The organism is Crossiella sp. NPDC003009 (genome assembly GCF_053591555.1).
On record NZ_JBSFUA010000009.1, the window covers coordinates 196,807 to 208,975 of the forward strand.

Sequence of the window (12,169 nt, forward strand, 5' to 3'; positions counted from 1 at the left end):
GCACCGGGGAGCCCCTTTTTCGCGTTCGTTCAGGCGGAACCGGGGTCCGAGGTCTGCGGACCGGCGGCCTGCACGTCGTCGATGCGGTACTTGCGCGCCGCCTCGGCGACCGCCGACCGCTCCACCTCACCGCGCTTGGCCAGCGCGGCCAGCGTGGCCACCGTGATCGACTCGGCGTCGACCAGGAAGTGGCGGCGGGCGGCCGGGCGGGTGTCGGAGAAACCGAACCCGTCGGTGCCCAGGGTCAGCATGTCGGTGGGCACCCACGGCCGGATCAGGTCCGGCACCGCGCGCATCCAGTCCGACACCGCTACCACGGGGCCTTCGCCCTCGGCCAGCGCCTGGGTGATGTACGGCACCCGGGGAGTCTGCTCGGGGTGCAGCAGGTTCTCCCGCTCGATCGCCACCGCCTCGCGGCGCAGCTCCGACCACGAGGTGGCCGACCACACATCGGCGTGCACGCCCCAGTCCTGGGCCAGCAGCTCCTGCGCGCGCATCGCCCAGGGCAGCGCCACACCGGAGGCCAGCACCTGGGCCCGCAGCCCGCCCTGGCCCTCGGCCCGCTTGACGCGGTACAGGCCGCGGAGCAGGCCGTCCACGTCCAGGTCCGCGGGCTGCGCGGGCTGGACGTACGGGTCGTTGTAGACGGTGAGGTAGTAGAAGATGTCCTCGGAGTTCTCCCCGTACATCCGGCGCAGACCGTCCTTGACGATGTGCGCCACCTCGTACCCGTAGGCCGGGTCGTAGGACACCACCGCGGGGTTGGTGTAGGCCAGCAGCTGCGAGTGCCCGTCGTTGTGCTGCAGGCCCTCACCGGTGAGCGTGGTGCGACCGGCGGTGGCGCCGAGCACGAAGCCGCGGGCCATCTGGTCCGCCGCCGCCCACAGGCCGTCGCCGGTGCGCTGGAACCCGAACATCGAGTAGAAGATGTAGATCGGGATCATCGGCTCGCCGTGCGTGGCGTAGGAGGTGCCCGCCGCGGTGAACGAGGCGGTCGACCCGGCCTCGTTGATCCCCTCGTGCAGGATCTGGCCCTTCTCGCTCTCCTTGTAGGCGAGCATCAGCTTGGCGTCCACCGAGGTGTACAGCTGACCGTGCGGGTTGTAGATCTTCTGCGTCGGGAACATGGAGTCCATGCCGAAGGTCCGCGCCTCGTCCGGGATGATCGGGACGAGCCGGGGGCCGATCTCCGGGTCCTTCGCCAGGTCCTTGACCAGCCGGACGAAGGCCATGGTGGTGGCCACCTCCTGCTTGCCGGACCCGCGCTGGATGACCTCGTAGACCTTGTCGCCCGGCAGCACCAGCGGCTTGTCCTTGACCCGGCGGGCGGGCGCCGAACCACCCAGCTGACGACGGCGGTCCAGCAGGTACTGGATCTCCGCGGAGTCCTTGCCGGGGTGGTAGTACGGCGGCAGGTACGGGTCGCGGTCGAGCTCGGCGTCGGTGATCGGGATCCGCTGGGTGTCGCGGAAGCGCTTCAGGTCGTCGAGGGTGAGCTTCTTCATCTGGTGCGTGGCGTTGCGCGCCTCGAACTGCGGGCCCAGGCCGTAGCCCTTGATGGTCTTGGCCAGGATGACCGTGGGCTGGCCGTGGTGCTCGGTGGCCGCCTTGTAGGCCGCGTACACCTTGCGGTAGTCGTGCCCGCCGCGCTTGAGGTTCCAGATGTCCTGGTCGCTGTAGGGGGTGACCAGCTCCTTGGTCCGCGGGTCGCGGCCGAAGAAGTGCTCACGCACGTAGGCGCCGTCGTTGGCCTTGTAGGTCTGGAAGTCGCCGTCCGGCGTGGTGTTCATCAGGTTGACCAGGGCGCCGTCGCGGTCGGCGTGCAGCAGCGTGTCCCACTCCCGGCCCCAGACGACCTTGATCACGTTCCAGCCCGCGCCGCGGAAGAACGACTCCAGCTCCTGGATGATCTTGCCGTTGCCGCGCACCGGCCCGTCCAGGCGCTGCAGGTTGCAGTTGATCACGAAGGTCAGGTTGTCCAGGCCTTCGGAGGCCGCGACGTGGATCAGGCCACGCGACTCCGGCTCGTCCATCTCGCCGTCGCCGAGGAAGGCCCACACCCGCTGCTGCGAGGTGTCGGCCAGCCCGCGGTCGTGCATGTACCGGTTGAACCGGGCCTGGTAGATGGCGTTCATCGGGCCGAGGCCCATGGACACCGTCGGGAACTCCCAGAAGTTCGGCATCAGCCGCGGGTGCGGGTAGGACGGCAGGCCGCCGCCCGGCCCGGCGTGCGACAACTCCTGCCGGAAGCCGTCCAGCTGCTCGGCGGAGAGCCTGCCTTCCAGGAAGGCGCGGGCGTAGATGCCGGGGGAGGCGTGGCCCTGGATGAAGAGCTGGTCGCCGCCGCCGGGGTGGTCCTTGCCACGGAAGAACCAGTTGAAGCCGACCTCGTAGAGCGCGGCGGAGGAGGCGTAGGTGGAGATGTGACCACCGACACCGACGCCGGGCCGCTGGGCGCGGTGCACCATCACCGCGGCGTTCCAGCGGATGAAGGCCCGGTAGCGGCGCTCGGTCTCCTCGTCGCCGGGGAACCAGGGCTCCCGCTCGGTGGGGATGGTGTTCACGTAGTCGGTGCTGGTCAGCGAGGGTACGCCGACGTGGCTCTCGCGAGCACGTTCCAGCAGCCGGAGCATCAGGTACCGGGCGCGCTGCTGACCGGCCCCGGCGAGGACGGCGTCGAAGGACTCCAGCCACTCGGCGGTCTCCTCCGGATCGATGTCCGGCAGGTGGGCGGCCAGCCCGTCGCGGATGACGCGCACCCGCTCAGGGGTGCCGGCGCCGGTGTTCTGCGGGGCCAAGGGTTCTCCTCGCCATGCTTCGTCGTCAGTTTCGGGGCAGCCTTTCTCGGCCACGCGGTGTCAGTTGAGCATCCCACGCGTTGGCGCTGCCGTGTCATCGTCCCCCATCCTTACGCGTGCGCGCACGCGCGTCACCGCTACCGGTCGGTAACTGTCAATAGTCCGATCGAGGGCAGCCAGATGCCGCCAGTTGGGAAGCCATTCCGGCGTGTCCCGCCTCGTGCAGTTGCGCAGGTGGCCACTCGCAGTGTTCGCTAGCCGGGATCGGTTGGACACACCAGTGCGGCGGCCGTTGGGCTTGCCGCACTCGCGTAGTTGGAGGAGTGACACTCGTGGTCGCCGCGGAAGGCGCTGAAAAGGTCGGCGTCGCCGAGAGGCTCGGTATTGAGCCGGACATGGTGGTCCAGGAACTCGGCTGGGACGAGGATGTCGATGACGACATCCGCGCCGCCGTGGAGGAGCGCTGTGGAGGCGAACTCCTCGACGAGGACGCGCAGGAAGTCATCGACGTGGTGCTGTACTGGTGGCGAGAGGGTGACGGTGATCTCACCGACGACCTCGTCGACGCCATCACACCACTCGCCGACGAGGGCGTGATCTGGCTGCTGACACCCAAGACCGGAAAGCCGGGCTACGTGGAGCCGAGTGACGTCGGCGACGCGTCCAGCACGGCGGGACTGTCCGTCACCTCGACACTGTCGGTGTCGGAGGGCTGGACGGCCACCCGGCTGGTCGGCGCTCGGGCCGGGAAGCCCAAGCGCTGAGACCAAGTCTGTGAGTTCTCCCTGAGGGTCTAGGCTGGCTCGCTGAAGCCAGCCAGACTCCCAGGAGAGTGCTCGATGACGATCGAGGTCGGTACGCAGGCCCCGGACTTCACGCTGCCGGACAGCAACAAGGAGAAGGTCACCCTCTCCTCGTTCCGCGGCGAGAAGAACGTCCTGCTCGTGTTCTACCCCTTCGCGTTCAGCGGCATCTGCACCGGTGAGCTGTGCCAGGTCCGGGACGAGATCGGCGACTACCAGAACGACGCCGTGCAGGTGATCGGTGTGTCCGTGGACACCCCGTTCAGCCTCAAGGCGTGGGCGGCGCAGGAGGGCTACACCTTCCCGCTGCTGTCCGACTTCTGGCCGCACGGCGAGGTCGCCAAGTCCTACGGCGTCTTCAACGACACCGCCGGCTTCGCCGTCCGCGGCACCTTCCTGATCGACAAGGACGGCATCGTCCGCTTCGCCGAGGTCAACGGCCCCGGCGAAGCCCGTGACCAGTCCGCGTGGAAGAAGGCGCTGACCGAGCTGGCCAGCTGAACCGCAAGATCGCGCAGCGCCCCGGGCGGTACGCTCGGGGCGCTGCGGGGGCGCATAGCTCAGTGGGAGAGCACTCGCCTTACAAGCGAGGGGTCGTTGGTTCGAACCCAACTGTGCCCACCAGGTAGCACCGCTCGGCGCCGGACAGGCCCGGGTCACGTGACGTCAGTCGTCACGAGACCCGGGCCTGTTCTTGTCTGCCGGTCCGCGCGCGGAATCCCGGTGGATTCATCCGCCAGTTCTCGTTGACGTATTGGCAATGCTTGTCCAACCATCAACTAATGCAGCGGCGCTCCGCTGATTGGGTGGCGGACCGCTCGTCGTGCCGGGGCGGCAACTCGGCGCAGCCGAACCTGTTTCGTGCGGCTTGTGCTGAACATCGCTGCACGTTCGTCTTTGTTCATTCTGCTGACGGGCCGCTTGACCTGCGTAAACACCCGATCTGGTGATGCTTGCGAGTGCTTGCGCGGCTACCGTGTTTGGTATCCGGCATTCGGGTGGTCCTCTTGCCTGAGTGGCAAGAAATGCCCGGTATTGGATGGCGGAACGCCGGAATTCGGCCATGATGACGACTACTGCGAGACCCCGGGGAGCTAGGTGTCCGCTCCCGAGAGCGCACCCCGGGGTAGCGGTTCCCAAGATCACGCATTGCTGTCCGCAATGCGTACAGCGCATGTTGCATGCGCCGGAAAGGAGTAATTCGATCATGATCGCACCACTGCCAGTCCCGTGGCCCGCCCCGACGCCGCCGCTGGGCCTGCTGGCCTGGCTGATCGCCCTGGCCGGCACCTCGGTGCTCTCGGCGCTCGGCGCCACGCCGGTCACCGCGGCGACCATCGTGATCGCGCTCGGCGGGCTGTGCGCCGAGCTGGCCCAGCGGTTCGGACCCGACCCGGCCACGGTTTCCCCCCGGCGCTGACCAGGACAGAAAGATCCGTACCCGAGATGACGAACAACGCCACCCCGAATGGCGGGCAGGCGCAACCCATCGGCTCCCGTGAGCTGGGGTTGCTGCTTCAACGAGTGCGCAGCCGGGCCCAGGTCGACACCGGCGTGGTCGCCGACTTCGCCGACACCTCGGTCCAGATCATCGACGACATCGAGTTCGGCGTGGCCGCGCCGACCTGGCGAGTGCTGGAGGCCTACTTCGACCTGGTGCCGGACGAGGACGCGCTCCGCCGGCAGGTCGGCGACCTGTTCCGCGGCAGCGCGGAACCGGCGGGCGCACCGGATCAGGCCGGGACCGGACTGGCGAAGATCGAGGCCGAGTTCGAGGCCCTGTACCTGCGCAACTACCGGAAGGACATCGAGCACCCGGACAACTTCAGCGCGCCCGCGCCTCGCCTGGACGCCGAGACCGAGCAGGCCGAGGCGATCCGGTCCAGGGTCGCCGAGGTGCGCAGGCTCAGCGGCCGGATCGCCCCGCCGATGGAGCCCAGGACCAACGTCGCCACCTGGCCGCGGCCGGAGTCCGTGCGCAGCGTCGAGCAGTTCCGCGCGGCCATGATGGCGATCAAGAAGGCGGTCGGGGTGAGCTTCCGGGACCTGGAGTTGCGGGCCACGGTCGCCGGCTACCCCGTGGCCTTCACCACCATCCGCAGCCACTGCGTCCCGGCGAAGTCCCCCAAGGACCTGAGGCTGCCCAAGGACCAGCACCTGATGGGCATGCTGACCGCCTTCGGCGCCCCACCACCGCTGATCGACGACTGGATCACCGTCCGCCAGACCCTGGCCCAGCTCCCCGCCGGCGAGATCGTGGCAGCGGACCCGGCGGAGACCGACCAGCACCCGCCAGGCCTGCCACCGCCGCCCCGGCACCCGGGGATGCTCGAACGCGGCGGCGGGCCGTCCACGCCAATGGAGCCGGCCACCACCGCGCCACCGGCCGCCGGCCCGCCTGCGCGGCTGCCCGTGACGCGCCCGGTGCGCTCCCGGCCCACGCTCGCCAACGTGCTGTGGGGCCTGGGCGGCCTGCTGGCCGGGATCCTGCTCGCCGTGCTGGTGCTCTCGATGAGGTGGTGAGCCGCTGGGGCCGGCTCCAGGCGGGCCGGCCCCAGCACGTGTCCTGCTGGCAAAGAAACGGAGATTTTCGCTGGCCAGAGCCCCTATTGCGGGTTCGGCCCGTACTGTCTCCGGAACTGATAGCCGCCATTCGGGTGATGTGATCGCGAATACGTGTGGATCAGTGGTGAAGCGGTCGTGACGTCGCTGTGATCGCGTTACTGTCCCTTGGGGAGATTTGCCAGGGGACGGGGGGATTTGCCATGGGGCCTCGCGATGCGAAGGCGACGATCGACTTCGGCGGGGGCACGAAGTTCACGGTCGATGTGGCGCAGCTGGACAACCTGATCAAGGGGCTGACGGAGGCCAAGACCAAGGTTGAGGAGATCGGCCAGTTGGCGGCGGAGACCACAAGGATGGCCAACCCGCCCAGCGATGAGGACTACAGCCGGGGGGCTATCCGTCAGATCATCGAGCGCACTACTGCCGAACGCGATGGCACGCATACCAAAGCCAACCAGGCCTATGCGGCTGCCCTCGATACGATGATTCAGAAGTTGACCGCCGCCCGGGACCAGTACGCCGGGACTGAGGGCGCCAACAAGAACAAGCTGAAGCCAGGGGGCTGACTGTGACCCGTCGAGGGACTCGTGTGCTGGTTGCGATTGGTGCGGTCGCGGGGGTAGTGCTGACCGGATGCGGTGGTGGGCCCGGGCCGGGCACGACCACCACATCGGCGAGCGCACCCACCTCCAGTTTGATGGCGAGCGACGCGCCCACGGTGCCCTCACCTGATCTGGACACCAACCGGTTCGCGTCAAGCCCGTGCGGCATGCTCACCACTGAGCAGGCCAAGGACGTCGCGGGCGGAGTGCGCGGTGACGTGCGCGAGAGCCCGCTCGGGCCCTCGTGCAGGTGGCAGGCCAGCGGCACTCCGGCGAAGAACCACTTCTCGGTGACGGTGAACAATCAGCTCGGGGGGCTGGCCCAGCTTTACGGTCGCAAGTCGGAGTTCAGGGTGTGGGAGCCGGTGCAGGTGGCCGGTCAGCCCGCGGTCGTCGCGATGGATGCCGATGTGCGGGACAAGGGTGTGTGCGTACTGGAGATCGGCACCGCGCAGAAGACCACGGTCGCGGTGGACGTCCGGTTGTCACTGGGCGCGGCGGACTACGCCAATGCCTGCCGGCCGGCCGGCCGAATCGGCGAGATGGTGGTCGCCACGTTGAAGGGGGGAAACTGATGCCAATTCCATTGCTGGTCATCGGGATTGGGGCTTTGGTCGGCGCCGGGGGCGCGGCCGGGGCCAGTATGTGGTCCATTGACACGCCGCGGCCGGAAGGTATTCGCGGGGATCAGATCTACAAGTGGTTCCAGGAAGGCAAGGGGCCTGGGCCGGGGATCTCGCCCATTCAGCAGACCTGGGACAAGGTCGGCAAGCAGTATGACGAGGTTCGGGGCCTGGTGGAGAAGGTTATCCGGGACTCGCACGGGGTGTGGGAGGGCAAGGCGGCGGATGCGGCGCGGCAGCAGTTCAGTCCGCTGGCCGCGTTCGCCGATCATGCCAAGGCGATGGCCGGGGCGACTTCGAAGGCCGTTGGTCAGCAGGGCAATGACTGGTTCGGGTGCAAGAACCAGTTGAAGCCGGTGCCGACGGATCCGCCGCAGAACAACCTGGCGAACAAGCTGTACCCGTTCTCCACCAATCTTGACGCCGAGATCGAGAAGTTCAAGGCCGCGACCGGGGACAATCAGCGGGTTTATGCCGGGTATGGCGTGCGCACCGACGGCAACGTGCAGTCGTTGCCGACCTGGATGACGCCGCCGGAGGTCAGCGGTGATGTCTCGGTGGTCAAGCCGGGCGGTCCCGGCGGCCCGGGTGGTCCTGGGGGTCCCGGGGGGCCCGGTGGTCCAGGTGGGGGCGGCGGTGGCTTCCAAGGCGGGCAGGGCGGCGGTTACGGGCAGTTCGGCGGCGGTGGCGGCGGGGGTGGCTACGGCGGTGGCGCCGGTGGTGGTGCTGGTGGCGGTGCCGGTGGTGGCGGGACCGGTGGTGGGGGGACCGGTGAGGTGCCGATCGGTGTGGTGCCGGGGCCGATCGAGCCGCCTCGGGATCAGACCGGGACCGCTGGGTACGCGTCCAATGACGTTCCGGTGATGCCAGGGGGTGGCGGCACCGGCGGCGGGACTGGCGGCGGTGGCGGCTTCGGTGGCGGTGCCGGTGGTGGGTTCGCCGGGGGTGCCTTCGGTGGTGGGTTCGGTGGCGCTGGTGGTGGGGCCGCCGGTGGGCCTGGGGCCGGGGGGAGTGCCGGGGTTGGCCGGGCTGGTGGCGGGTTCGGGCCCGCTGGGGCCGGTGGCGCCGGGCGGGCTGGGGCGCCGGGGATGGGCGGGATGCCCATGGGCGGTGCCGGGGCCGGGCGCAAGGAGGAGGACGAGGAGCACGAGCGGGCCTCGTTCCTGATGGAGACCGAGGACATCTTCGGGGACAACCGGTCCGTGGCTCCGCCGGTGATCGGCGAGTAGTGATGTTGCGTTCCGCTGTCACGTTGTCCGCGCTCGCCTACGACCTGGTCTGGGAAGCAGAGGAGATCGGGGACAAACACAACGCGCTGCTCACGCCCTCACCAGGGGCGACCATGGCCGAGCGACTGGAGCTGGGGCGGCCCGCGATCGAGGAGCTGATGCGGGCCGGGCTGTTCGACGGGCGGCAGGTGCACCCGGACCTGAAGGCGGCCATGCACCTCATCGTGCGGGCGCACCGGGAGCTCTACGGCTGGTTCACGCCGGAGCCGGACGCGCCGACCCAGTCCGTGCTGGCGGTGGCCAGCGGCCGGGACGCGCTGCTGGCGGTGCTCACCGGGGAACAGCTGCACCTGCAGCCGATCGACGCCAGGGAGCTGGCCTCGGCGGTGGCCGGGGTGCTGCCGGAGGCCCAGCCGCTGCGGATACCGACCTACTCGGTGCCGCTGGAGGACCTCAACGGCGGCGGCCGCGGCCAGTCCGGTGACGGCTACCTGGAAACCGCGGGTTCCGCCGCCGGGCGGAGCGCGGAGCTGGCCAGGGTGCGGCGGCTGTTCGCCGAGCCCCGGCTGGGCGCCGGGCAGTTCCGGGCCGCCGGGCGGGACCGGCACGGGCGGCGGCAGGTCACGCCCTCGCCAGTGGACTACTTCGACGTGGCGGGCGGGCGGTACGTCACCTACCTGCCCAGTCGCGGCGACGGGGTCGGCTGGGGCGTGGTCGCGCCCGGTGGGCGGGCGCAGCTGGTGGAGCGGTTCACCGAGCTGGTGGCCAGCACGCCGAACTGAGCGGTGGGATGTTTCCCAGGTCACATCCGTTGAGGCGTCATGAGGCTCCGGTCCGTATGTCCCACTGGCGCCGCGGGGCACACGGACCAACTGGCGAAACCCTGCACGCGGCCCGGACGGGCGTCCCCTCACCCGTCCGGGCCGCGGCAGGTCTTTTGGGCAGTGGCGTGGCTACCCCCTGGTAACTCCCGTTCGAATTGGGCATGCTGCTGGGCATGACGTGGATGGTGTACGGGGCCAACGGCTACACCGGGCAGCTGATCGCGGAGCTGGCGGTGCGCCGCGGCGAGACGCCGGTGCTCGCGGGCCGGGCCGCCGAGAAGGTGGTCCCGCTGGCCGAGCGGCTCGGGCTGCCGTACCGGGTGTTCGGGCTGGACGAGCGGCTTGCCGGCCACCTGGACGGGGTGGACACCGTGGCGCACTGCGCGGGACCGTTCTCGGCCACCGCCGCGCCGATGGTGCGGGCCTGCCTGGACGCCAAGGTCAACTACCTGGACATCACCGGTGAGATCGCGGTGTTCGAGCAGATCGCGCAGCGCTCCGCCGAGGCCGAGCGGGCCGGGGTGGTGCTGCTGCCGGGCGCCGGGTTCGACGTGGTGCCCACCGACTGCCTGGCCGCGATGCTGGCCGCGGACCTGCCCGGCGCCACGCACCTGGAGCTCGCCTTCGCCGGGATGGCCAGCGCCAGTGCCGGCACGCTGCGCACCACGGTGGAGTCGCTGGGGCTCGGCGGCAGGGCCCGGATCAACGGGCTGATCCGGCCGGTGCCGCCGGGGTGGCGGGTGCGCTCGGTGGACTTCCCGAGCAAGCGCCGCGAGGTCATCTCCATCCCGTGGGGCGATGTGAGCACCGCCTACCGCTCCACCGGCATCCCCAACATCGTGGTCTACGCCGCGCTCGGCGTGCCCGCCCCGCTGTTCAAGGCGCAGCGGTACGTGCTGCCGGTGTTCCGCAACTCGTTGGTGCGCAAGGGACTGACCGCGCTGGCCAACCGGGTCGCCGGGCCGACCGAGGCGGAGCGGGCCGTGGCCAGCTCCGAGGTGTGGGGCCAGGTGCGGGACGCCGCGGGGCGCACGGTGAGCCGCACCCTGACCGCGCCGGAGGGCTACGAGCTGACCGCGGACGCGGTGGTGCGCGCGGTGCAGCGGATCCGCACCGGCGAGGTGGCCGGCGGGGCGCACACGCCGTCCTCGGCCTTCGGCGCCAGCTTCGTGCGCTCGCTGACCGGCGTGCAGGTGCACGAGGTCCAGGTGGGCTGACCTGCTCTCCAACACGGGCCGGGGCGCCCCGCGTGGAGATGCGGGGCGCCCCGGTTTCCCGTGGAGCGGGTCAGCTGGCGTACGGCGCCGCGGCCTGCTTGGCGGCGTACATCAGGGCCGGCTTGATCTTCGGCCAGAAGGTGCTGGTCTGGCAGGAGTACGGCGGCAGGAAGCCACCGCAGGTGCCGCTGGCCGGGCCGATCTCGAAGGTGAAACCGGGCACGCCGAGCTTGTCGTAGAGCCAGTCCTCGGTGCCACCGGAGGCGGCGTAGCCGACGACCTGCGGCGCGGTGCCGTAGGTGTAGCCGGTGATGCCGGCCATGTCCTTGGCCATCCGGCGCAGGCTGGCGTCGTTGCCGGTGTAGGTGTTGGCCCGGTGCGCCCAGGGGAAGATGATCCCGTTGGTGTAGCTGTGGAAGGTGATCATCAGGCCCTTGGTGTCCTTGGCCGCCGGGGTGGTGTCACCGTCGCCGCGCTTGTCCGGGTAGAGCTTGGTGAACAGCGACTGCAGCGAGTTCAGCTCGATCTCGGAGTCCGCGCGCGGGCCGCGGTAGGTCTCGGCACACGGGTTGGTCGAGGTGCCGGCCTGGCCGTAGTGGGAGTTGGCGTTGCGGTTGAGGTCGATGCCGATCTGGCCGCCGGTGCCGCAGGAGCCGTTGGTGTTGTTGGCGTTCTTGCGCTGCAGGCGCGGCGAGCTGCCGCCCTGCTGGACGATGTCCACGCCGTCCGGGTTGGTGATCGGGACGACCCACATCTCGGTGGTGTCCATCAGCTTGGTGACCTCGGCGTCCTTGCCGTAGCCCTGGGTCAGGTGGTCGATCCACCGCCAGGCCATGTCACCGGTGGTGATCTCGCGGGCGTGGATCTGGGCCATCAGGAAGAAGCGGGGCTTCGGCGCGCTGGTGTTCAGCGCGCAGTCCCCGGCCTGCTTCTTGGTCAGGCAGATGGCGCGCAGGTCGTAGCCGTTGGGCTTGCCGGTGCTCTTGCGCCAGGACTGCCCGTAGGTCACGCCGGTGGACAGCGCGGGGTAGTCGGCGAGCACCTTGTCCAGGTGCGAGTGGTGCGCCCGGACGGTGCGGTAGCCGCCGTAGTAGGTCTCGTTGATGTCGTTGGCGCCCAGCGGCTCGCTGTTGTTGTGCGGCTTGGGCGCGGTCCACGGCGCGGGCGCCATGACCGACTCGACCTTGGTGCTGAACCCGGCCTTGGCCAGGCGGCTCGCCTCCTCGGCGTTGCCGAGCACGAACAAGTCGTCGCCGTCGCGCTGCTCCAGCACGTCCGAGCCGACCTGGATGAGGCGCTCGGAGTCCTTGACCGCGTCCACGACGCGGTAGACGAACATGGCCTGCTTCTGCTCGGCCTGGGCGCTGTCGGCCTTGGCGGCTGGTTCGGGCGCAGGGGCCCCGGTCTGCTGGAACAACAACAGGGCGCTGGTCGCCAGCGCGGCCACCACGCCCGCGATGGGGATCCGCCGTGATACGGACATGTCCGTCCTCTCGCATTTTCGCCGA

Annotated in this window: 11 protein-coding genes and 1 tRNA gene; 10 read left to right on the forward strand and 2 right to left on the reverse strand. The window is 69.8% G+C overall.

Features of this window, described 5'->3' with window-relative positions; genetic code table 11:
• Nucleotides 1–29: 29 nt before the first annotated feature.
• A complete protein-coding gene (gene aceE, locus ACWDY5_RS13380) occupies nucleotides 30–2,798 on the reverse strand; it encodes a pyruvate dehydrogenase (acetyl-transferring), homodimeric type (RefSeq protein WP_449722476.1) in 2,769 nt (922 codons plus the stop codon).
• 332 nt (nucleotides 2,799–3,130) lie between these two features.
• Between aceE and ACWDY5_RS13385 the strand changes: the two genes are divergently transcribed.
• From ACWDY5_RS13385 to ACWDY5_RS13430, 10 genes are all read left to right on the forward strand, one after another.
• A complete protein-coding gene (locus ACWDY5_RS13385; RefSeq protein WP_252481899.1) occupies nucleotides 3,131–3,562 on the forward strand; it encodes a DUF3052 domain-containing protein in 432 nt (143 codons plus the stop codon).
• Nucleotides 3,563–3,637: 75 nt separating this feature from the next.
• Nucleotides 3,638–4,102: a peroxiredoxin gene (locus ACWDY5_RS13390; protein WP_252481900.1), complete on the forward strand. Its 465-nt coding sequence runs from the start codon at nucleotides 3,638–3,640 to the stop codon at nucleotides 4,100–4,102.
• 48 nt (nucleotides 4,103–4,150) lie between these two features.
• Nucleotides 4,151–4,225, forward strand: a tRNA-Val gene (locus ACWDY5_RS13395).
• A gap of 583 nt (nucleotides 4,226–4,808) precedes the next feature.
• Nucleotides 4,809–5,021, forward strand: coding sequence for a hypothetical protein (locus tag ACWDY5_RS13400; RefSeq protein ID WP_449722477.1), 213 nt, complete (start codon nucleotides 4,809–4,811; stop codon nucleotides 5,019–5,021).
• A gap of 26 nt (nucleotides 5,022–5,047) precedes the next feature.
• Nucleotides 5,048–6,124: a hypothetical protein gene (locus tag ACWDY5_RS13405; RefSeq protein ID WP_449722478.1), complete on the forward strand. Its 1,077-nt coding sequence runs from the start codon at nucleotides 5,048–5,050 to the stop codon at nucleotides 6,122–6,124.
• A gap of 242 nt (nucleotides 6,125–6,366) precedes the next feature.
• Nucleotides 6,367–6,732: a hypothetical protein gene (locus tag ACWDY5_RS13410; protein ID WP_449722479.1), complete on the forward strand. Its 366-nt coding sequence runs from the start codon at nucleotides 6,367–6,369 to the stop codon at nucleotides 6,730–6,732.
• A 56-nt stretch (nucleotides 6,733–6,788) separates the two neighbouring features.
• Complete coding sequence (locus ACWDY5_RS13415; protein ID WP_449722529.1) at nucleotides 6,789–7,343, forward strand: DUF3558 domain-containing protein; 555 nt, start codon at nucleotides 6,789–6,791, stop codon at nucleotides 7,341–7,343.
• Entirely contained in the window at nucleotides 7,343–8,620 is a 1,278-nt protein-coding gene (locus ACWDY5_RS13420; RefSeq protein WP_449722480.1) for a hypothetical protein, read from the forward strand. Before ACWDY5_RS13415 ends, ACWDY5_RS13420 begins: the two co-directional genes overlap by 1 nt.
• A gap of 2 nt (nucleotides 8,621–8,622) precedes the next feature.
• The gene (locus ACWDY5_RS13425; RefSeq protein ID WP_449722481.1) at nucleotides 8,623–9,402 is read left to right on the forward strand and encodes an ESX secretion-associated protein EspG; all 780 of its coding nucleotides are present in this window, start codon (nucleotides 8,623–8,625) and stop codon (nucleotides 9,400–9,402) included.
• A 215-nt stretch (nucleotides 9,403–9,617) separates the two neighbouring features.
• Entirely contained in the window at nucleotides 9,618–10,661 is a 1,044-nt protein-coding gene (locus tag ACWDY5_RS13430) for a saccharopine dehydrogenase family protein (RefSeq protein WP_449722482.1), read from the forward strand.
• A gap of 70 nt (nucleotides 10,662–10,731) precedes the next feature.
• On the opposite strand, the gene ACWDY5_RS13435 is transcribed toward ACWDY5_RS13430, so the two are convergent.
• Nucleotides 10,732–12,144 carry a M14 family zinc carboxypeptidase gene (locus tag ACWDY5_RS13435; protein WP_449722483.1) on the reverse strand — a complete coding sequence of 471 codons (1,413 nt, stop codon included), beginning with the start codon at nucleotides 12,142–12,144 and terminating at the stop codon, nucleotides 10,732–10,734.
• Nucleotides 12,145–12,169: the final 25 nt, after the last annotated feature.

Coding starts and splice junctions, on each gene's coding strand:
- ACWDY5_RS13435 (WP_449722483.1), bottom strand. CDS start 12,144: ATGTCCGTATCACGGCGGATCCCCATCGCGGGCGTGGTGGCCGCGCTG.
- ACWDY5_RS13400 (WP_449722477.1), top strand. CDS start 4,809: ATGATCGCACCACTGCCAGTCCCGTGGCCCGCCCCGACGCCGCCGCTG.
- ACWDY5_RS13425 (WP_449722481.1), top strand. CDS start 8,623: ATGTTGCGTTCCGCTGTCACGTTGTCCGCGCTCGCCTACGACCTGGTC.
- ACWDY5_RS13405 (WP_449722478.1), top strand. CDS start 5,048: ATGACGAACAACGCCACCCCGAATGGCGGGCAGGCGCAACCCATCGGC.
- ACWDY5_RS13430 (WP_449722482.1), top strand. CDS start 9,618: ATGACGTGGATGGTGTACGGGGCCAACGGCTACACCGGGCAGCTGATC.
- ACWDY5_RS13410 (WP_449722479.1), top strand. CDS start 6,367: ATGGGGCCTCGCGATGCGAAGGCGACGATCGACTTCGGCGGGGGCACG.
- ACWDY5_RS13390 (WP_252481900.1), top strand. CDS start 3,638: ATGACGATCGAGGTCGGTACGCAGGCCCCGGACTTCACGCTGCCGGAC.
- ACWDY5_RS13420 (WP_449722480.1), top strand. CDS start 7,343: ATGCCAATTCCATTGCTGGTCATCGGGATTGGGGCTTTGGTCGGCGCC.